Here is a 21,159-nt window from a genome sequence, read left to right on the forward strand (position 1 = left end):
ACTTTTGCCTTGTATTGACAAAAAACAGTCTATAGCTCAAATTATAAACAAAGATCAACAGACCCTAGTTTATTCCCAAACTTATTTCTTCGCCTGACGCGCTTTGGCTTGGTCTGAAAGTTTTTTGCTGATTTCGCGACGTTGTTTAGAATTTTCAGCATTGCGGATAATGTAGTCGTCGATGCGATCTTCGTAATCATCACGCATACTGGAAATAATGGTGCGGATATCACTGACGCTCATTTCATCGTTGATGTATTGATTGAGGTTATCCAACAATAGCACGCGTTTTTGATTGTCGCGAATTTTGCGTTCGATATCGATCATATCACGTTTCAACTTATTTTTTTGACGAGACAAGCTGACATACTCCAAAACATCTTGAAAACATTGTTTATTTACAGGTTCCATATTTATACTCACTGGTTGATTATTGATGACTTTCTCTAATTTATCTTTTTTAACCGAGGTCGTCAAAGGCTTCGATCACGTTTTGGATAATAAAAATAGTGAGAAATCAAATAAAGCGATTGATAAGCGTAGAGTGGAATGATAAAACTAAGCGTATTTATTTTATTGGGTCAATTAAGAGGAAAGCATGTCAAAGGTATTTAACTTTAGTGCCGGTCCGGCGATGATGCCACCGGCGGTATTAGCACAAGCGCAGCAAGAGCTGTTGAATTGGGAAGGGCTGCAAACTTCGGTGATGGAAGTCAGTCATCGCGGTAAACATTTTATGGCGCTGGCGGAGCGCTCGATTCAACAACTGCGTGAGTTGTTGGCGATTCCGGATAACTACCAAGTGTTGTTTGCGCAAGGCGGCGCACGCGGGCAATTTGCGGCTGTGCCGATGAATTTATTGAGTGAAAACGGCAAAGCGCTGTATTTGAACAGTGGTTATTGGTCAGCGGCGGCAGCTAAAGAAGCACGCCTGTTTGGTGAGATTGACGAAGTAACGATTAGTGCGGAACAAGATGGTGTTATCGCTGTTGATCAGTTGGACTTCAGCGAAGTTACTGCGCAATATGATTATGTCCACTATTGCCCGAACGAAACCATCAGCGGCGTAGAAATCTTTGACATGCCGAAGGTCGGTGATGCAGTCTTGGTAGCGGATATGTCGTCAAATATTCTGTCGCGTGCAATTGATGTCAGCAAATTTGGTGTGATTTATGCCGGTGCACAAAAAAATATGGGCCCGTCGGGCATTGTGATTTTAATTGTGCGTGATGATCTGATCGGCAAAGCGCGTGCTAATACGCCGTCAATTTGGAATTACCAAATTCTGCGTGACAACGACTCGATGTTTAACACCCCGCCGACCTTTGCCTGGTATCTCTGCTCGTTGGTGTTCCAGTGGTTGTTGGACAACGGTGGTTTAACTGCGATGGAAAGCCGCAACCGTGCCAAAGCGGAAAAGTTGTATGCGTATCTCGATCAAAGTGATTTTTACCGCAATACTGTCGCCGTCGCCAACCGCTCTTTGATGAATGTGACGTTTACCAGCGGTGATGACGAGTTAGATGCCAAATTTGTGGCAGAGGCAACGAAGTGCGGTTTGCAAGCGCTGAAAGGACATCGAATTGTTGGCGGTATGCGTGCTTCAATTTACAATGCGATGCCGATTGAAGGCGTTGAGGCGTTAATTGCCTTTATGCAGCAGTTTGCGCAAGCGAATCAAAATTCATAAAAACAGAGAATAGAAAAGACCATGAAATTTATCGACATCGCCAATCCAGGCGTGCGCCAATTGTCGCCGTATCAGGCAGGCAAACCGATTGAAGAACTGGAGCGTGAACTAGGGATTAGCAATATTGTGAAACTGGCTTCCAACGAAAATCCGTTTGGTTTTCCGGAGAGCGCCAAACAAGCGATTCGTGAGCAATTAAACGATTTGACCCGCTATCCTGACGCCAACGGTTTTGAATTGAAGCTGACGATTGCACAAAAATTTGGTTTAAAGCCGGAACAAATTACCTTGGGCAACGGCTCCAACGATCTGTTGGAAATTACCGCACATACCTTTTTAAATGCCACTGATGAAGTGATTTTTTCGCAATATACCTTTATTGTGTATCCACTAGTATCGCAGGCGATCAACGCCAAAGCAGTGATAGTGCCGGCAAAAGACTACGGGCATGATTTGAACGGCTTTTTGGCGGCGATTACCGAAAAAACCAAAGTGATCTATCTTGCCAATCCGAACAATCCAACCGGTACATTTTTAACCGCCGAGCAAATCGAAGCGTTTTTAGCACAAGTGCCTGAACATATTTTGGTGATTTTAGACGAGGCTTATACCGAATTTACCTCCGTTAATGAACGGGTGCCGTCATTTAACTTGTTGCAAAAATTCCCGAATTTGGTGGTGTGCCGCACTTTGTCCAAAGCTTACGGTTTGGCAGGCTTGCGTATCGGTTATATGGTCTCTGCGCCGGAAGTGGCGGACTTGTGCAACCGCGTGCGCCAACCGTTTAACTGCAACAGCTTAGCGCTAGCAGCAGCAGTGGCAGTGATCAATGATGATGATTTTATTGAAAAAGTAGCAGACAACAATCGCCAAGGTCTGCGCCAATTGGAAACCTTTTTCCAGCAAAAAGGTTTGGATTATGTACCGTCAAAAGGTAATTTTATCACTTTAGACCTCAAACAACCTGCTGCCCCGATTTACCAAAAACTGCTGGAAAACGGGGTGATTGTGCGCCCGATTGCCGGTTACGGTTTGCCGAACCATTTGCGCATCAGCATTGGTTTACCGGAAGAAAACCAGCGGTTTATTGATACGTTGAGTTTAGTTTTGGAATTATAGCGGTATTTAAAAACCGCACTTTTACGGAATAACGATTTATGCAACAACCAACTTCAATCACCTTAAACCCGATCGCCCGTGTCGAAGGCACGATTAATCTGCCCGGTTCAAAGAGTTTATCTAACCGTGCGTTGCTGCTGGCGGCGTTGGCAAACGGCACGACTAATGTCACCAATTTACTGGACAGTGACGATATCCGCCATATGTTGAATGCGCTGAAGCAGCTTGGTGTAAGCTACCGGCTTTCAGCGGATAAAACCGAATGTGAAGTGACCGGGTTGGGCGGGGCATTTTGTCTGAAAAATGGTTTGTCGCTTTTTCTAGGCAATGCCGGAACGGCAATGCGTCCGTTAACGGCGGCATTGTGCCTGCGTGCGGCGAGCGAAGGCGAAATAATCCTGACCGGCGAACCGCGCATGAAAGAACGCCCGATTAAACATCTGGTTGATGCGTTGCGCGAAGCTGGAGCTGAAATTGATTATATGGAAAATGACGGCTATCCGCCGTTGGCAATCCGCAATAGCGGTTTGAAAGGTGGTAAAGTGCAGATCGACGGCTCGGTGTCGAGCCAGTTCTTGACCGCACTTTTAATGGCGGCACCGCTGGCGGAAGCGGATACCGAGATCGAAATTATCGGCGAGTTGGTGTCGAAACCGTATATCGACATCACCCTGAATATGATGGCGATTTTTGGGGTGCAGCTAGAAAATCAAGACTACCGCACTTTCAAGGTAAAAGGACGGCAGCAGTATCAAGCGCCGGGGGATTACTTGGTTGAAGGCGATGCGTCGTCCGCTTCTTACTTTTTGGCGGCAGGGGCGATTAAAGGCAAAGTGCGGGTCACTGGTATTGGTAAAAACAGCATTCAAGGCGATCGTCTGTTTGCCGAGGTGTTGCAAAAAATGGGCGCCAAAATCACGTGGGGTGACAGCTTTATAGAAGCGGAGCAGGGGGAGCTGCGTGGCATTGATATGGACATGAATCACATTCCTGATGCCGCAATGACCATTGCCACCACAGCACTTTTTGCGCAGGGCGAAACCGTGATCCGTAATATCTATAACTGGCGCGTGAAAGAAACGGATCGCTTAACGGCAATGGCAACCGAATTGCGTAAAGTCGGAGCAGAAGTGGAAGAAGGCGAGGATTATATCCGCATTCAACCGCTACAATTGGGGCAGTTTAAACATGCGGAAATTGAAACCTACAACGATCACCGCATGGCGATGTGTTTTGCACTGGTGGCGCTTTCCGATACCTCAGTGACAATTCTGGATCCGGGTTGCACAGCGAAAACTTTTCCAAGCTTTTTTGACGAATTTTTAGCATTGTTGCAATAGGGTCTATTGATCTTTGTTTATATTTATTCATATTGGCGGTAAATATTGACTATTTATTCATTTAATTGAATTTTTATTTTATTGATGGACAAAAAATAGGATTTACCGCATAATCTTCAACCGCATAAACAGGATTTATCCGTTCAGCACAACATCATCTCAACGATTATCAAAAAATAGGAATTATTATGTCTGCGACAATTCTTGAAAATCTTCCGTTAGGTCAAAAAGTCGGTATCGCGTTTTCCGGCGGTTTAGACACCAGCGCCGCACTGTTATGGATGCGGCAAAAAGGCGTAGTACCCTATGCGTACACCGCTAATTTAGGGCAACCTGACGAAGACGACTACAATGCCATTCCGCGCAAAGCCAAAGAATATGGCGCAGAAGACGCACGTTTGATTGATTGTCGCACACAACTGGCACACGAAGGGATTGCGGCGATTCAATGCGGCGCATTTCATATTTCAACCGGCGGTGTCAGCTATTTCAACACCACGCCACTGGGAAGAGCGGTCACCGGCACGATGTTGGTGGCGGCAATGAAAGAAGATGACGTGAATATCTGGGGCGATGGCAGCACTTTTAAAGGCAATGATATCGAGCGTTTTTACCGTTACGGCTTGTTGACTAACCCGAATTTAAAAATTTACAAACCATGGCTGGATCAACAATTTATTGATGAATTGGGTGGTCGTCACGAGATGTCTGAATTCTTGATTGCCAATGGTTTCAGCTACAAAATGTCAGTGGAAAAAGCCTACTCCACCGATTCGAATATGCTGGGTGCAACCCACGAAGCCAAAGATTTGGAATTTTTGAACACCGGCATTCGTATCGTGAAACCGATTATGGGCGTGGCGTTTTGGGACGAAAATGTTACCGTCAAAGCGGAAGAAGTGACGGTGCGCTTTGAAGAAGGTGTGCCGGTTGCCTTGAATGGCAAAGAATTTACCGATCCGGTAGCGCTGTTCTTGGAAGCAAACCGTATCGGTGGCCGTCACGGCTTAGGCATGAGCGATCAAATCGAAAATCGGATTATCGAAGCCAAGAGCCGTGGTATCTATGAAGCGCCGGGTATGGCACTGCTGCACATTGCCTACGAGCGCTTAGTCAGCGGCATTCACAACGAAGATACGATTGAGCAATACCGTATCAATGGCTTGCGTTTAGGGCGCTTGCTATATCAAGGTCGCTGGTTCGATCCGCAAGCGTTAATGTTGCGTGAAACCGCACAGCGCTGGGTGGCAAGAGCGGTCACTGGTGAAGTGACATTGGAATTGCGCCGTGGTAATGACTATTCAATTTTAAATACCGTTTCACCAAATCTAACCTACCAAGCGGAACGTTTGAGTATGGAAAAAGTGGAAAATGCTCCATTCAGCCCAGCCGATCGGATCGGACAATTGACGATGCGCAATCTTGATATCGTCGACACCCGTGCCAAACTGGGCATTTATACCGAAAGTGGCTTATTGATTGCTGGCAAAGATTCGGTATTACCGCAATTGGGCAAAAAAGACTGATTTCTGATAAGTTATTAAATTACACTAACCGCACTTTATTGAAGTGCGGTTTTTTTTCGATAAAAATTTAAAAATACTGTTGACAAAAAACCGTTTTTTTTTTGAATGGGAGGGATTTTAACTGTCATTTATTAACGGAGTCTTTATGTTTAAAAAATCTTGGGTTTTTCCACTATTAAGTTCGGTATTCGTATTATCCGCTTGCAGCGATGTTAAAGATGCGAATAAAGAAAATTTCAGTAAAGCGATTCAAGAAGCCTTGGATACACAAAAAGCAGTTTGCATTACGCTACCGGTTGCAAACGTACAACCGGCTGATGATTCAGCATTAAAAATCGGAGATGTAGTATTATTGGATAGGGGTATTCAGAGCGGCGCTGAAATTCAGCAAGCCGATTTTTTAGAATCGTTAGGATTTTTTACTAAAGAAAATAAAATGCTTGCTTTGAAAAGAATGTGGGGTGAGCCGACTGAGGAAAAGGTCGCAGTTTATTCTGAAACAGATAAAATCAAACCTTATCTGGTTGAGCAGTCAAATGCTTTCTCTTCAAGCCGAAAACTGTGTAGTGGAAGAGCGGTTGTGGAGCAAATCGTTAACTTTACCGAGCCGGGCGAGCAAGGCGGTGTCAAGGCTTCACAGGTTAATTACCGTATTGCAATTAAAGATCTTGCCGATTGGGCGACGTCCCCGACATTTGAACAAATTTATCCTCGAGCCAAGCCAACAGAATCCGAGTTGAATAAAACAAGTATTTTGATTTTGACTAATGAAGGCTGGAAAGTAAATCTTTGATGCAGAACTTTCAGTAACACGATACTAAAATAGCCCCTCCGATGGCGCAGGTTTGTCACTTGTGCTATCGGCGGCAGATGGTTAAATATATCTGTTCATTCAACTTATCAAACAATATTTCCGATATTATCAATCAACAAATAAAGCTTAAATTCTGCTTTTTTCATGCTAAGATATTGTTCGATTTTTTGCACAGAGTAGGTGCGAAAAATCATAATCATTTATCTTTCTATCACTCTAAAACAACAAGTAACCTTGCGTATGGGTTACCACTGTACAAGGATTTTTTATGCCAATTATTACTTTACCTGACGGTTCACAGCGTCAGTTCGACCATCCGGTTTCCGTATTAGACGTTGCCCAAGATATTGGTGCGGGTCTTGCCAAAGCAACCATTGCAGGGCGTGTCAACGGCGAGCGCAAAGATGCTTGCGATCTGATAAGCCAAGACAGCAAACTGGAAATCATCACTGCCAAGGATGAAGACGGTCTGGAAATTATCCGTCACTCGTGCGCCCACTTATTGGGACACGCCATCAAACAACTGTTTCCGACCGTGAAAATGGCGATCGGACCGACCATTGACAACGGCTTTTATTATGATGTTGATCTAGACCGCTCTTTGACCCAAGACGATTTAGACGCATTGGAAAAAAGAATGCTGGAGCTGGCGAAAACTGATTACGAGGTGGTCAAAAAAGTGGTGAGCTGGCAACAAGCTTATGACACTTTCAAAGCGCGCGGCGAAGCGTATAAACTGGCGATTTTAGATGAAAATATCGAAAAAACTGCGACACCGGCGCTGTATCATCACCAAGAATATGTGGATATGTGTCGTGGGCCGCATGTGCCCAACATGAGATTCTGCCACCATTTTAAATTGCAAAAAGTGGCAGGCGCTTATTGGCGTGGCAACAGCGACAACAAAATGCTGCAACGGATTTACGGCACCGCCTGGGCGGATAAAAAACAGTTGGCTGCCTATTTGCAGCGTTTGGAAGAAGCGGCAAAACGCGATCACCGCAAAATCGGCAAAGCGCTGGATCTGTATCACATGCAAGAAGAAGCGCCGGGCATGGTGTTTTGGCACAATGATGGCTGGACGATTTTCCGTGAATTGGAAACTTTTGTCCGCACTAAATTAAAACAATATGATTACCAAGAAGTGAAAGGTCCATTTATGATGGATCGGGTGTTGTGGGAGAAAACCGGTCACTGGCAAAACTACGCTGATTTGATGTTCACCACTCAATCAGAAAACCGCGAATATGCGATCAAACCAATGAACTGCCCTGGTCATGTGCAGATCTTCAATCAAGGCTTGAAGTCTTACCGCGATCTGCCGTTGCGCATGGCAGAATTTGGTTCTTGCCACCGTAACGAACCGTCCGGCTCGTTGCATGGTTTAATGCGGGTGCGTGGTTTCACTCAAGACGATGCGCATATTTTCTGTACCGAAGATCAAGTGGAAAGCGAAGTGACCGCTTGTATCCGCATGGTGTACGATATTTACAGCACCTTTGGTTTTACCGATATTCAGGTCAAACTGTCGACCCGCCCGGATTCGCGTATCGGCTCTGATGAAATTTGGGACAAAGCTGAAGAAGGCTTGGCGAATGCGTTGAAACACAACGGCTTGGCGTATGAAGTGCAAGAAGGCGAAGGCGCATTTTACGGACCAAAAATTGAATTTGCGCTGCGTGACTGTCTGGATCGCGAATGGCAGTGTGGTACGATTCAGTTAGACTTCGCCTTACCGGGACGTCTAAATGCCTCATATGTGGCAGAAGACAACGACCGTCGTGTACCGGTGATGATCCACCGTGCGATTTTGGGTTCAATTGAACGTTTTATCGGCATTATCACTGAAGAATATGCTGGTTTCTTCCCGGCATGGCTGGCGCCAGTGCAAGCGGTGGTGATGAACATCACCGATTCGCAAGCGGATTATGTGCAGCAAGTGGTGAAAAAACTGTCTGATGCCGGTTTGCGAGTGAAATCTGATTTACGAAACGAAAAAATCGGCTTCAAAATCCGCGAACACACCCTACGCCGTGTGCCGTATATGTTGGTTTGCGGTGACAAAGAGATCGAAGCCGGCAAAGTCGCTGTCCGCACCCGCAAGGGACAAGATCTTGGCTCAATTGATGTCGATGAATTTGTACAAATCTTAAAAACACAAGTTTATCAACGAGAATTGAAGTTGTTGAACGAAGAGTAATCTTTCTTATGATAGGAAAAAGGCAAGTTGGACTTGCCTTTTTTATATAAAGCGTGAAGCTATTCCCTATCGACGCTGTCAAATCTGGCTGATAATCTCCGACAATATTTCGGCACGATTTCGGTTGCCGCACCATAATAAGCTTGTTTAAAAGCAGAGCGACCTTTGCTGGGTTCGAGATTCAATTCAACGGTGGTGGCATTGGCAAAATTGGCTTCTTCGACAAAGCCGGCGGCGGGATAGACATTGCCACTGGTGCCGATGGCGATAAAATAATCACACTGCTGTAGTGCTTGGTAAATCCGTTGCATTTCAAATGGCATTTCGCCGAACCAGACAATATGCGGGCGCAAGTCGCCACCGCACTTTGTGCAACGATCGGTTGTGGCGATGTCCTGCTGCCATAGATAGACGCTGGCACAGCGTTGACACCGCACTTTGAGTAATTCACCGTGCATATGGATCAAATTTTTGCTGCCGGCACGTTCGTGCAAATTGTCGACATTTTGTGTGATTAACAATAAATCATTGCCCAACTTTTGCTCCAATTCGGCTAACGCATAATGCGCAGCGTTTGGTCGAATCTCACTTTGCTGTAATTGTTGACGGCGTTGATTGTAAAAGCGCTGCACTAATTCGGGATTGCGTTGAAAACCTTCAGGCGTGGCGACATCTTCGATACGGTGTTCTTCCCATAAGCCCTCACTGGCACGAAAGGTGCGGATTCCGGATTCGGCAGAAATGCCGGCACCGGTCAGTACCACGACTTTGGGGGTAAAAGTGCGGTTTGTCATCGGATTACACCTGTTTTTGCTCGCGTAACTGGCGTAAAATCCGTTTCATTTCTGCATCCAATTCGGCGCTCAGACGTAGCGTTTCACCACTTTTAGGGTGTTCAAAACGAATTGCATAAGCATGCAGGAATAAGCGGTTTAAACCGAGTTGTTGCATTTGCTGGTCGAAATCCTGATCGCCGTATTTGCTGTCCATTGCAATCGGATGTCCAGCATATTGGGTATGCACCCGAATTTGATGTGTCCGTCCGGTGACCGGCATTGCTTTGAGTAATGTGGCTTGTTCAGCATAACGCTCTTCAATGCTGAAGCGGGTTTCCGATGGTTTGCCTTGTTCGCTGACCCGTACAATCCGCTCGCCGCTCGCCAATTCGTTTTTATTGAGCGGGGCATTAATCACTTTGCAGTGGGATTGCCACTGTCCGCGCACCAGTGCCAGATACTCTTTTTGAATGGTTTTGTCGCGCAATTGTTGGTGTAGATGGCGTAAAGCCGAACGCTTTTTGGCAACCAGCAAAATGCCGGAGGTGTCGCGATCCAAACGGTGAACCAATTCAAGAAAACGTGCTTCAGGACGCAGGCTGCGTAGCGCTTCGATCACGCCGAAACTCAGTCCACTGCCGCCGTGCACCGCCATGCCGGACGGTTTGTTGAGCACCAACAACACGTCGTCCTCAAACAGAATTTGCTGTTCCAGTTGTGCGACTTGGTGCAGCTTGTTAGAAATCGGTGCTTGCTCTTTCTCTGCGATTTTAACCGGTGGAATCCTGACAATATCATTGGCTTGCAGCTTATATTCCGCTTTTATCCGTCCTTTATTGACCCGCACTTCGCCCTTGCGGATAATCCGGTAAATCATGCTTTTGGGTACGCCTTTCAACTGGCTTAGCAGGTAGTTGTCAATCCGTTGTCCGGCTTGATCGGCATCGATGGTTTGAAAGCGTACACTTGGTGGCATGCTGTTAGTTTTAGGTTGCTCAATGGTCATAATGTGGCAATATCATCCTTTCACTTGAATTTGGGTTTATTATAGAGAGAAAGTGACAGAAATAGCAGAAGAAATGTGATTTTGTTACAAATTTATCTTATCTCACCTTGCCAACCCGCCCTATAAAGTGAAATAATGACACGTTTTTATTGTGGGGGCATAGCAATCCTCTGACATAAATTAAAATTGAAAAAAGAATTTGCCGTTTGACGGCATCTGGCCGCCGATGAATGCAACAATCAGTGTAAGACATTTCAATCTGCGGTTGTCATGATGGATAACGTTCGTCCGCTTGCAAAATATAAACTATAGTATTTTGTTTTTACTAATTAAATGATTTTGGCATTAGTAATATCATCAATGCACCTGAGCATAGACAGTCGTGAGATTGACTGTAGCAGACAGACACAAGGTCGATGATAAAGCCCAGTACGCAGGTTATCCGTTTGAGAATTAAGCAAAATAATAGAGTATCAACAACAATGAAAAGAATGTTAATTAATGCAACTCAAAAAGAAGAGTTGCGTGTTGCGCTGGTTGATGGACAGCGTTTGTTCGACTTGGATATTGAAAGTCCGGGACACGAGCAGAAAAAAGCCAACATTTACAAAGGAAAAATCACCCGGGTTGAACCCAGCCTTGAAGCGGCGTTTGTGGATTACGGCACTGACCGCCACGGTTTCTTGCCACTGAAAGAGATTGCGCGTGAATATTTCCCGCAAGGTTATTCATTTCAAGGTCGCCCAAATATTCGCGATGTGCTGAAAGAAGGACAGGAAGTCATTGTTCAAGTCAGCAAAGAAGAGCGGGGTAACAAGGGGGCAGCATTAACCACCTTTATTTCGCTAGCTGGCAGTTATTTGGTAATTATGCCGAATAATCCGCGTGCCGGCGGCATTTCACGCCGTATCGAAGGCGATGAAAGACAAGAGCTGAAAGATGCGTTGAGTTCATTAGACGTACCGGACGGTGTTGGTTTGATCGTGCGCACTGCCGGTGTCGGCAAATCGCAGGAAGAATTGCAGTGGGATTTGAAAGTGCTGCTGCATCATTGGGATGCGATTAAACAGGCGTCTGAGTCTCGTGCAGCACCGTTTTTGATCCATCAAGAAAGTGATGTGATCGTGCGGGCGATCCGCGATTATTTGCGGCGTGATATTGGTGAAATCTTGATCGACAGTGCCAAAGTATACGAAAAAGCCAAAGCACACATCAAGCTGGTACGTCCTGATTTCATCAACCGTATCAAGCTGTATCAAGGCGAAGTGCCGCTGTTTAGCCACTACCAAATTGAATCGCAAATCGAATCTGCGTTCCAACGTGAAGTGCGGTTGCCGTCTGGTGGTTCAATTGTCATTGATGTAACCGAAGCCTTGACCGCAATCGATATCAACTCGGCGCGAGCAACCCGCGGTGGCGATATTGAAGAGACCGCACTTAATACCAATTTGGAGGCGGCTGACGAAATTGCACGCCAATTACGCTTGCGTGATTTAGGCGGTTTGATCGTGATCGACTTTATTGATATGACCCCGATTCGTCACCAGCGTGAAGTGGAAAACCGCATGCGTGATGCGGTGCGCCAAGATCGTGCTCGGATTCAAATCAGCCGTATTTCGCGTTTTGGTTTGTTGGAAATGTCACGTCAACGTCTGAGTCCATCATTGGGCGAATCCTCACATCACATCTGCCCACGTTGTCAAGGCACCGGTAAAGTGCGTGATAACGAATCGTTGTCGTTGTCGATTTTGCGTTTGTTGGAAGAAGAAGCATTAAAAGAAAATACCTCACGGGTGCATACCATTGTGCCGGTGGAAATTGCCTCTTATTTGCTGAATGAAAAACGCAAAGCGATTTACAGCATCGAAAAACGACACGATGTCGAAGTGATTGTGGTGCCAAATGAGCAGATGGAGACACCGCACTTCTCGGTGTTCCGTTTACGTGATGGCGAAATCAGCAATACCTTAAGCTACAATTTAAGCAAATATCATGCTCAAGATGATGATAATGCCACTGCTCACAACAACGAAGAAAACCTGCTGACTCGTAGCCAGCCGTCCGACAGTGCGGTGGTGACGGTGGAATCGGTGTTGGAAAAAGCCGCTGCTGGCGAGTTGAATATGCCGACGGCTGCACCAATGCCGACGGCAGAAGTGGTCGCTCCTGCGCCGCAAGCATCGTTACTCAGCCGTTTGTTTGCCAAGCTAAAAGGGTTATTCGTCAGTGAAGCCGAACCTGAAGCTCAGAAAAAAACAGATGAGAAAGCGCCACGTCGTCGCAACAATGAGCGCAATGGTGATCGTCGCAATAACCAGAACCGTAATCGTCGTCGCAATGACCGTAGCGAGCGTGATAACAGCAATAGTGATCGCCCAGCCAATGAACGCTTAAGCAAAACCGAGAATAAATCGGATAGTGCCGCAAAACGTAACAATGAGCGCAACAATGAGAAAGAGGTGGCGGAAAGCAGCGATAATGCGGTTAAAAATAACCGTAATGATCGTAAGCGCTCCAACCGTAAACGGAATGATGTTACGACTAACGAAGCGCTTGAAAGTACGGATTTGGTGGAAAAATCCAAAGCATTGAGTGACAGTGCCGAGCAGCCGGCGGCGGTTCGTCGTGAGCGTCGTAACTTGCGTAAAAAAGTGCGTTTAAACGCAGATGTTGAGCAAGTTGCAGCGGATCAAACGGATTCTGAACAAGCTCCGGCTATCGAACCTGTCATTGAAAGTGCGGTTGCGCCATTGGTAGCAACAGCACCAGAGCGAGATCTACCGCTGGATTCGGTCGCAGTGGATAGTAATATTGAAGCATTGGAGCTGGCAGAAGATACATCGGAAGTAAAAGAAGAGTTGCGTCAACGCAATTCGCGCCGTCGCCGTTTACCTCGTCATTTGCGTACCGGCAGCCAACGCCGTCGTCGCCAAAGTCAAACCACAACCACGCAGGCTGCGGCAATGCCGTTATTTGCGGCGGTTGCTTCGCCTGAATTGGCAAGCGGTAAAGTGTGGGTTGATATGCAATATGTGAATAAAACACAAGACGGTCATGGTTTACTCCGTGATGAAAGCAACGCGCCTTTTGTGCCGGTAGAAACGCTGTTGCAACAAGAACAACAAGCGAAAGTCGAAGAAATAAAACTAGAGCAAGCAAAACCAGAAAAAAGTGCGGTCGAAGTGCTAAGTACACCAGCAGTCTCTTTGCTTGTTGATAGTGAAAAAAGCGCACAACCGTTAGGTTTTGTTACTCAGGCGGCTAATGAGTCGGTTGAGAAGAAAATTAAAGCCTCTATCGCAGAAGCGGAAGCCGAAGCGGAGCGGGATCTCAAATCGGTTGCGCCTGTTGTAACTTCATTGCCGGAAGCCTCGCCAGAACTCTCCGTGGAGACTCAGCAAGTGGTTTCAGCATCGGAACCTGTTGTACAAGTGCTTTTCGGTACTTATTCGAAAGTGACACATACTCGTTCGGCAATGGCGCAAGCCCCTTCTTTTGCGCCACAGCCAGCGTTTGAAATCGTGCAATGGCAAGAATCGCGCTACCATTTCCATGGTAAAGGTGCTGCCGGACACAACAGCGCCAGCAGCCATGTTTTTGCAGCGCCGACCCAAGCCAAACATGATTAATTAAAGGCAAGCGGTCTAACACCATACAACCTCTATCTGTTATGCGGATAGAGGTTTTTTCTGGGCAGTTGAAAAATCAGAACCGCTCTTTTACCTTTGGCAGTAAAAAATAGCGTAATAATTTGTTATACTGAACGCCAATTCAGAGACAGAAAATAAGGTAAAAATCCGGTGGCAAACGAAAAGACGCATTTTGCGGCAACAGGCGATAAGTCTGGACAGAAAAAAATCGAGCAAGCGATGACACCGCATTCAATCGAAGCTGAACAGGCGGTTTTGGGCGGGCTTTTATTAAGTAATGATCAGTGGGAAGAGGTGATCGAGCATGTGATCGCTGATGATTTTTATACTTACGGGCACCGCTTAATTTTTAACCAAATGGAACATTTGGCACGCCTCGATCAACCGATTGATATTATTACCCTTGATCAAGCATTGAAAAACAAAGGTATTATCGATGATGTCGGTGGTTTTGCCTATCTTGCTGAATTATCCAAAAACACCCCAAGTGCTGCCAATATTTTGGCGTATGCCGATATTGTGCGTGAAAAAGCGGTGTTGCGCGAGCTGATTTCAACGGCACATAAAATTGCTGAAAGTGGCTACAGTCCGAAAGGGCAGCCGGTGAAAGAGGTATTGGACGAAGCAGAGCGAAAAATCTTTGAAATCGCTGAAAAACGCAATGGCAGTAATGAAGGTCCGAAAGGGGTATTGTCGATTTTGGATAGCACGTTAGACAAAATTGAACTGTTGGCAAAATTGAAAAATAAGAACGGTGTCACCGGCGTATCAACCGGTTTTTCCTCGTTAGATCGCAAAACGGCAGGGTTGCAGCCTTCGGATTTGATTATTGTCGCTGCCCGTCCGTCGATGGGTAAAACCACGTTTGCCATGAACCTGTGTGAAAATGCGATGATGGGTGAAAGCAAACCGGTGTTGGTGTTCAGCCTTGAGATGCCGGCGGATCAAATTATGATGCGGATTTTAGCGTCGATGTCACGGGTCGACCAAACCAAAATCCGTACCGGTCAAATTGAAGATGAAACCGAGTGGGCGCGAATCAACAGTACGGTACAAATGTTCAGCGATAAACCGAATTTGTTTATCGACGACTCTTCCGGCTTGACCCCAACCGAACTGAGAGCCCGAGCGCGACGAATTTATCGTGAGCATGGCGGTTTGAGCCTGATTATGGTGGACTATTTGCAATTGATGCGCGCGCCCGGTTATCAGGATAACCGCACGTTAGAGATTGCCGAGATCTCGCGCTCGTTGAAAGCGCTGGCAAAAGAGCTACAAGTGCCGGTGGTTGCGCTGTCGCAGCTGAACCGTAGCTTGGAGCAACGTGCTGATAAACGTCCGGTCAATTCTGATTTGCGTGAATCGGGATCTATTGAGCAAGACGCAGATTTGATTATGTTTATCTATCGTGACGAGGTGTATCATGATAACAGCGAAATGAAAAATATTGCTGAAATCATTATCGGTAAGCAACGGAACGGTCCAATCGGCAAAGTGCGGTTGATGTTTAACGGGCGTTATTCTCGTTTTGACAATTATGCCGGCCCTGAATATAACGAAGAAGATTAAGAGGTTAGGGTGAAAACAGCAACTGCAACGATTTCATTGTCTGCGCTGCAACACAATTTGCAACAGGTGAAGCGCTTAGCACCAAACAGCCGTATTTTGGCGATTGTTAAAGCCAATGGCTATGGGCACGGCATGCTACAGGTTGCCAAAGCGGTGCAGCCATACGCAGATGGCTATGGTGTGGCACGTTTGGCAGAGGCTCTGGCACTACGGCAGCAGGGGATTGAAAAACCGATTTTATTATTGGAAGGATTTTTCAGCGCCGATGATTTACCGCATTTGCTCATCCACAATATCGAGACGGTAGTGCATAGCAAATATCAACTACAAGCGCTGGAACAAGTACTGGAACAAACACCGGAAAGTGCGGTATTAGACCGTAAAATAAAAGTTTGGCTTAAAATCGATAGCGGCATGCACCGTTTAGGGGTATCGTTAGCAGAAGTCGATACGTTTTATCAACGTTTGCAACGCTGCCCGAATGTGCAGCCGCAGATTAATTTTGTTAGCCATTTCAGCCGTGCCGAAGAGTTGAAGTGCGGTTACAGTGAAATTCAGTTGCAGCGCTTCCAACAGGCGTGCGCCGATAAAGAGGGGGAGCGCAGTCTTGCCGCATCGAACGGAATTTTATACTGGCAAGCCTCACATTTTGACTGGGTGCGGCCAGGGATTATCTTATATGGTATTTCGCCGACTAATGATCAGCTTGCGACAGAATATGGTTTGCAACCGGCGATGACGTTCAGCTCTAGCCTGATTGCAGTGCGTGAACATCCGGCAGGCGAGCCGGTTGGCTATGGTGGCGCATGGTTGAGCCAGAAAGACACAAAAATCGGCGTAGTCGCATTGGGGTATGGTGATGGCTATCCACGCGATGTGCCAGCGGGAACGCCTGTATTAATCAACGGCAAGCGTGTGCCGATTGTCGGCAAAGTGTCGATGGATATGATTACCGTCGATTTAGGTGCTGATAGCCGAGCGCAGGTGGGCGATGAAGTTATTTTTTGGGGCAAAGATTCGCAGCACAATGTGTTGCCGATTGAAGAAGTCGCGCGGCATATCGGGGTGATCAGCTATGAATTAGTGACCAAGCTGACCCCAAGGGTAATAATGGAATACAGATAGTAACAGAATATTAATTAACTCATGAGGTATTAAATGCAAAATATTAATCCGACTACAACCGCTGCATGGCAAGCATTGGCAGCACATAAGCAACAGCAGCAAGAGGTGACGATTGCGCAATTGTTTGCGCAAGAGAATAACCGTTTCGCCAATTATTCACTTTCATTTAACCAAGAAATTTTGGTTGATTTTTCTAAAAACCCGATTAATCAAGACACCTTAACGCTGTTGCGACAACTGGCAAACGAATGCGCCTTGCCGCAAGCAATCGAAGCGATGTTCAGCGGTGAAAAAATCAACCGCACTGAAAACCGTGCGGTGCTGCATACCGCACTTCGCAACCGCAGCAACACACCGGTGTTGGTCGATGGCAAAGATGTGATGCCGGAAGTGAATGCGGTGCTGGCGAAGATGAAAGCGTTTTGTGAGCGTGTGATTGGCGGCGAATGGAAAGGTTATACCGGCAAAGCGATCACCGACGTAATTAATATCGGTATCGGCGGCTCGGATTTAGGCCCTTATATGGTGACCGAAGCGCTGCGCCCGTATAAAAACCATCTGAATATGCACTTTGTCTCCAACGTGGACGGCACGCATATTGCCGAAACCCTGAAAAAAGTTAATCCGGAAACGACCTTGGTGTTGGTTGCCTCCAAAACCTTTACCACTCAAGAAACCATGACTAACGCACTTTCTGCGCGTGAGTGGTTCTTAGCTACGGCGCAAGATGAAAAACATGTAGCCAAACACTTTGCGGCATTGTCCACCAACGGCAAAGCAGTAGCAGAATTCGGCATCGACACCGCCAATATGTTTGAGTTTTGGGATTGGGTTGGCGGTCGCTATTCATTATGGTCAGCGATTGGTTTGTCAATTGCGTTGTCGATCGGCTTCGATAATTTTGAGCAGCTGTTAAGTGGTGCGCATGCGATGGATAACCACTTCCGCCATACCGCACTTGAGCAGAATATCCCTGCAACGTTGGCGTTAGTCGGCATTTGGAACAGCAACTTCTTGGGCGCAGAATCTGAAGCGATCCTGCCGTATGACCAATATTTGCACCGTTTTGCCGCTTATTTCCAGCAGGGTAACATGGAATCGAACGGTAAATTTGTGGCGCGTAACGGCGAAAAAGTCAGCTATCAAACCGGGCCGATTATCTGGGGTGAGCCGGGTACCAATGGACAGCACGCCTTTTACCAACTGATTCACCAAGGCACGCAGCGCATTCCGTGCGATTTCATTGCCCCGGCGCAGAGCCACAATCCGCTGGCGGATCACCACGCCAAATTGCTCTCCAACTTCTTTGCGCAAACCGAAGCCTTGGCATTCGGCAAAAGCCAAGCTGTGGTGGAACAAGAATTTTTAGACGCAGGCAAAACCTTAAACGAAGTGGCGCATATCGTGCCGTACAAAGTATTCGAAGGCAACCGCCCGACCAACTCGATTTTGTTGCAAAAAATCACACCGTTTAGCTTGGGCGCATTGATTGCGATGTATGAGCATAAAATTTTCGTACAAGGCGTGATCTTAAACATCTTCAGCTTCGACCAATGGGGTGTGGAGCTGGGCAAACAGCTCGCCAATCGCATTTTGCCTGAGTTAGAAAATGATCAAGAAATCAGCACGCACGACAGCTCGACCAACGGTTTAATCAACCAATTCAAAGCGTGGCGTTAACCGCATAAGGCAGATTAAAAATCCAATCACTGAGATAGTGGTTGGATTTTTTGTTATTTGGCAGCGCACTGGTTAGCTGATTTCTCCACGGCAAAAATCTCACGCCGCAGCGGATCAATCTGTGCCCGAATGCCAAAAGCAGTCGCTAAATTGTCCTCGGTCAGCACGCTTTGGGTTGCACCGCTGGCAATGATCTTGCCGTTGCCAAGCAAAATCACTTCATCACAGAAACGGTAGGCAAGTGAAAGGTGATGAATGGCGATCACACAAGTGCGGTCGGGCGTGAGGGCTTTCAGTTGCTGCATGATGTCGATCTGATAATAGGGATCGAGCGGTGCAATCGGTTCGTCTGCCAGCAGCAAAGGCGCCTCTTTTATACAGCAGCGTGCCAGTTGCACCCGTGCTTTTTCGCCGCCGGAAAGTTGTTTGAACGGTTTATCAAGCAGCGATGCTAGCGCAAATTTTTCTGCCATTGACCGCACTTTTTGCAACGCTTTATTGTGCGAGTGCGGTTGTAGTAAGCCGAGCGCAATCACATCATATGTTGATAAATCCCAATGAATCTGTGTGTTTTGGGCAAGATACGCCAATTGTTGGCTTTTTTCGTGTGGGCTGAGGTCGCTGAGTTTGCGGTGGTTTAGCCAAATCTGACCGCACTTTGTCGTCAAAATACCGGCAATGGCTTTCAGCAAGGTGGATTTGCCTGCACCGTTCGCTCCCATAATCCCAATCAATTTGCCTTGTGCAAACGTACAAGTAATATCTTGTAAGGCATAGGGAAAGCTGAGATTTTCAATTTTAATCACGATAGAGGCTCCGTTGTTGCTGCAGCAAAATCCAGATTAGGCACGGCGCACCGATCAAGGCGGTGAGTGTGCCGATATAAATATGTGAGAAAAACGGCAGATAGACAATGCTTAAATCGGCAACCAACAGCAGCAATGCGCCCAATAACCCACTGGTGATGTACAGTTGTGACGGGCGTTTTTTGAGTAACAGGCGGGCAAAGTGCGGTGCAATCAGGCCGATAAAACCAATGGTTCCGGTTTGCGGAATCACTGCGCCGACCAATAATGCCACGCCGAATGTCGTGATAAAAAAGCTCTTGTTGGGATCGATTCCCATGGTGCCGGCGGTTTCTTCGCCAAAAGTGAGCAGATCCAGATAATGTCGTTGGCGATATAAGCAAAAAATACCCAGTAAGATAATCGGTAACGATAACAATAAGGTGTCCGTTTTCGCCCATGCCAACGAACCTTGCAGCCAACGGTACAGCTCCGCCAATGCCCATGGGCTTTGGGCGTTGGAAAGCAGCAACGCAATGGCGGAAGCGAGCAGCATATTCACCGCCACCCCGCTTAAAATCATCATTGTCGTGCCATGATTTTTAGCGATCAGATAAACCAATAAAAAACTCAACAAGGCACCGACCACACCGCCTAACAATAACAGGCTCAAGGGGGCGGAAAAGTAATATAAAATAAACACGCTGGTGGTGGTGGCGCCGTTGGCGCTGCCTAATAAACCGGGGCTGGCAAGTGGATTTTGGAAGATGCCCTGCATTGCATTGCCGGCAAGCGCTAAACTGGCGCCGGTCACGATCGCCAAGCCGAGGCGCGGCAAGCGGATTTCCCACAGCACTAAGTCGCGCATATCGCTCAGCACGCCTTCAGCATTGCGTAAAGCGGCAAAATCGCCGAGTTGGTAATACATAGACGCCGTGCTGATCCCCAGCAACAGCACGAGCAGTAACAGATTCAGTTTATTCATGTTTTTCATTTAATTGTTGATAAAGTTACTGTTGATAAAGCAACTGTTGATAGAGTAACGCTGCTCCCTGCCACACCCCGTGATCGAAACAGTAGGTATATTTCAGCGGTGCGCTGGCTTGCGCGCGAGATTGAAACAACTGCTGCAACAACGGATGGGAAAGTAGTTCCGCTTGCGTGTTATAACCCTGTTTGTCGCTTAGCGCAATCAGGAAATTGGGCTGACTGCGCACAACCTGTTCCAGTGAAAAATTTTGTGCGCTGAGATGACTTTTCAGCGGGGTCAGCCCAAGCAGTTTTAATAGCGTTTGATATTGCGGCAAATCGCTTTCTACCACGCCGGTATCGGATAAAATCAGGGTTTCAGTTAATGCTTGATTCAAATTAAAATTTTGGGCTTGTAATGTGGCGACTAACTGCTCGGCGTGCGCTTGATTATGGGTGATTTCGCCCAATTGCAAGATAAACGCAAACAGTTGCTCCGGTGTCTGCGGACTGTCGTTGACCGGGATAATTTTCACGCCAAGCTGTTTTAGCGCAGCAGCCAGTTGCGGATAAAACTGTTCATTGAGTAATACGGTTTTGTCTAAATAAGGCAAAAGTGCGGTCAAGTGCGGTTGCAGTGTCGGTTTGTCGTGATTTAGCTTATCCAACATCATCAGAGGATTGCTCGAATAAGGCGACATTGCCGCAATTTGCTCCGGACGAGCCAATTCGATCAGCAAGCGATCACTACACAACGTCAGCGAAACAAATTGCTCGGCGTGGGCAATCGGTACGCAAAGGCAAAGTGCGGTGAGAATTTTGATTGTTTTTTTCATTTGATGTTGTGGTAGGGTGAAATTGCCTCTCTAAAGCAGCCGCAAAGCGGCTGATCTATGCGTAACCTAGTACG

Annotated in this window: 16 protein-coding genes; 10 read left to right on the forward strand and 6 right to left on the reverse strand. The window is 46.8% G+C overall.

The features are described from left to right. Positions 1 to 81: 81 nt before the first annotated feature. Positions 82 to 411 (reverse strand): DUF496 family protein, encoded by a 330-nt coding sequence (locus tag FHQ23_RS10110; protein ID WP_132967378.1) that lies wholly within the window; start codon positions 409 to 411, stop codon positions 82 to 84. A 187-nt stretch (positions 412 to 598) separates the two neighbouring features. Between FHQ23_RS10110 and serC the strand changes: the two genes are divergently transcribed. The 6 genes from serC to thrS all read left to right on the forward strand — a co-directional run bounded on the left by serC (position 599) and on the right by thrS (position 8,689). Then, positions 599 to 1,690, forward strand: a complete 1,092-nt coding sequence (serC, locus tag FHQ23_RS10115) for a 3-phosphoserine/phosphohydroxythreonine transaminase (RefSeq protein ID WP_139614220.1) — start codon at positions 599 to 601, stop codon at positions 1,688 to 1,690. Positions 1,691 to 1,711: 21 nt separating this feature from the next. Continuing rightward, positions 1,712 to 2,809, forward strand: a complete 1,098-nt coding sequence (hisC, locus tag FHQ23_RS10120; protein ID WP_139614221.1) for a histidinol-phosphate transaminase — start codon at positions 1,712 to 1,714, stop codon at positions 2,807 to 2,809. A 38-nt stretch (positions 2,810 to 2,847) separates the two neighbouring features. Beyond that, on the forward strand, positions 2,848 to 4,149 hold the full coding sequence (gene aroA / locus FHQ23_RS10125) for a 3-phosphoshikimate 1-carboxyvinyltransferase (RefSeq protein WP_139614222.1): 1,302 nt from the start codon (positions 2,848 to 2,850) through the stop codon (positions 4,147 to 4,149). A gap of 188 nt (positions 4,150 to 4,337) precedes the next feature. Next, complete coding sequence (argG, locus tag FHQ23_RS10130) at positions 4,338 to 5,675, forward strand: argininosuccinate synthase (protein ID WP_176552303.1); 1,338 nt, start codon at positions 4,338 to 4,340, stop codon at positions 5,673 to 5,675. Between the two features lie 145 nt (positions 5,676 to 5,820). Further along, positions 5,821 to 6,468 (forward strand): SEN1982 family lipoprotein, encoded by a 648-nt coding sequence (locus tag FHQ23_RS10135; RefSeq protein ID WP_139614224.1) that lies wholly within the window; start codon positions 5,821 to 5,823, stop codon positions 6,466 to 6,468. Positions 6,469 to 6,757: 289 nt separating this feature from the next. Continuing rightward, positions 6,758 to 8,689, forward strand: a complete 1,932-nt coding sequence (gene thrS / locus FHQ23_RS10140) for a threonine--tRNA ligase (RefSeq protein ID WP_139614225.1) — start codon at positions 6,758 to 6,760, stop codon at positions 8,687 to 8,689. A 59-nt stretch (positions 8,690 to 8,748) separates the two neighbouring features. Here the strand turns inward: thrS and cobB are convergent, their stop codons facing one another. Then, entirely contained in the window at positions 8,749 to 9,483 is a 735-nt protein-coding gene (cobB, locus tag FHQ23_RS10145) for a Sir2 family NAD+-dependent deacetylase (RefSeq protein ID WP_139614226.1), read from the reverse strand. A 4-nt stretch (positions 9,484 to 9,487) separates the two neighbouring features. Then, positions 9,488 to 10,471, reverse strand: coding sequence for a 23S rRNA pseudouridine(955/2504/2580) synthase RluC (gene rluC, locus FHQ23_RS10150; RefSeq protein WP_442805454.1), 984 nt, complete (start codon positions 10,469 to 10,471; stop codon positions 9,488 to 9,490). 482 nt (positions 10,472 to 10,953) lie between these two features. On the opposite strand from rluC, the gene rne reads away from it, so the two are divergent. The 4 genes from rne to pgi all read left to right on the forward strand — a co-directional run bounded on the left by rne (position 10,954) and on the right by pgi (position 18,495). Continuing rightward, entirely contained in the window at positions 10,954 to 14,100 is a 3,147-nt protein-coding gene (gene rne, locus FHQ23_RS10155; protein WP_139614227.1) for a ribonuclease E, read from the forward strand. 171 nt (positions 14,101 to 14,271) lie between these two features. After that, entirely contained in the window at positions 14,272 to 15,690 is a 1,419-nt protein-coding gene (locus tag FHQ23_RS10160) for a replicative DNA helicase (protein WP_267963690.1), read from the forward strand. A 9-nt stretch (positions 15,691 to 15,699) separates the two neighbouring features. Then, positions 15,700 to 16,815: an alanine racemase gene (alr, locus tag FHQ23_RS10165; protein ID WP_139614228.1), complete on the forward strand. Its 1,116-nt coding sequence runs from the start codon at positions 15,700 to 15,702 to the stop codon at positions 16,813 to 16,815. 33 nt (positions 16,816 to 16,848) lie between these two features. After that, positions 16,849 to 18,495, forward strand: a complete 1,647-nt coding sequence (pgi, locus tag FHQ23_RS10170; protein WP_139614229.1) for a glucose-6-phosphate isomerase — start codon at positions 16,849 to 16,851, stop codon at positions 18,493 to 18,495. A gap of 53 nt (positions 18,496 to 18,548) precedes the next feature. On the opposite strand, the gene FHQ23_RS10175 is transcribed toward pgi, so the two are convergent. Genes FHQ23_RS10175 through FHQ23_RS10185 form a run of 3 tightly spaced genes read right to left on the reverse strand, consistent with a single transcriptional unit; the run spans position 18,549 to position 21,085 of the window. Continuing rightward, on the reverse strand, positions 18,549 to 19,301 hold the full coding sequence (locus FHQ23_RS10175) for an ABC transporter ATP-binding protein (protein WP_139614230.1): 753 nt from the start codon (positions 19,299 to 19,301) through the stop codon (positions 18,549 to 18,551). After that, positions 19,294 to 20,274 carry a FecCD family ABC transporter permease gene (locus FHQ23_RS10180; protein WP_139614231.1) on the reverse strand — a complete coding sequence of 327 codons (981 nt, stop codon included), beginning with the start codon at positions 20,272 to 20,274 and terminating at the stop codon, positions 19,294 to 19,296. The genes FHQ23_RS10175 and FHQ23_RS10180 overlap by 8 nt, the downstream gene beginning before the upstream one ends. A gap of 16 nt (positions 20,275 to 20,290) precedes the next feature. Next, a complete protein-coding gene (locus tag FHQ23_RS10185) occupies positions 20,291 to 21,085 on the reverse strand; it encodes an ABC transporter substrate-binding protein (protein ID WP_139614232.1) in 795 nt (264 codons plus the stop codon). Positions 21,086 to 21,159 lie beyond the last annotated feature (74 nt).

Origin of the sequence: Testudinibacter crocodili, assembly GCF_006228025.1 — a bacterium.
Classification (GTDB): Bacteria; Pseudomonadota; Gammaproteobacteria; order Enterobacterales; family Pasteurellaceae; genus Chelonobacter.

Coding starts and splice junctions, on each gene's coding strand:
- FHQ23_RS10110 (WP_132967378.1), bottom strand. CDS start 411: ATGGAACCTGTAAATAAACAATGTTTTCAAGATGTTTTGGAGTATGTC.
- serC (WP_139614220.1), top strand. CDS start 599: ATGTCAAAGGTATTTAACTTTAGTGCCGGTCCGGCGATGATGCCACCG.
- hisC (WP_139614221.1), top strand. CDS start 1,712: ATGAAATTTATCGACATCGCCAATCCAGGCGTGCGCCAATTGTCGCCG.
- aroA (WP_139614222.1), top strand. CDS start 2,848: ATGCAACAACCAACTTCAATCACCTTAAACCCGATCGCCCGTGTCGAA.
- argG (WP_176552303.1), top strand. CDS start 4,338: ATGTCTGCGACAATTCTTGAAAATCTTCCGTTAGGTCAAAAAGTCGGT.
- FHQ23_RS10135 (WP_139614224.1), top strand. CDS start 5,821: ATGTTTAAAAAATCTTGGGTTTTTCCACTATTAAGTTCGGTATTCGTA.
- thrS (WP_139614225.1), top strand. CDS start 6,758: ATGCCAATTATTACTTTACCTGACGGTTCACAGCGTCAGTTCGACCAT.
- cobB (WP_139614226.1), bottom strand. CDS start 9,483: ATGACAAACCGCACTTTTACCCCCAAAGTCGTGGTACTGACCGGTGCC.
- rluC (WP_442805454.1), bottom strand. CDS start 10,471: ATGACCATTGAGCAACCTAAAACTAACAGCATGCCACCAAGTGTACGC.
- rne (WP_139614227.1), top strand. CDS start 10,954: ATGAAAAGAATGTTAATTAATGCAACTCAAAAAGAAGAGTTGCGTGTT.
- pgi (WP_139614229.1), top strand. CDS start 16,849: ATGCAAAATATTAATCCGACTACAACCGCTGCATGGCAAGCATTGGCA.
- FHQ23_RS10180 (WP_139614231.1), bottom strand. CDS start 20,274: ATGAAAAACATGAATAAACTGAATCTGTTACTGCTCGTGCTGTTGCTG.
- FHQ23_RS10185 (WP_139614232.1), bottom strand. CDS start 21,085: ATGAAAAAAACAATCAAAATTCTCACCGCACTTTGCCTTTGCGTACCG.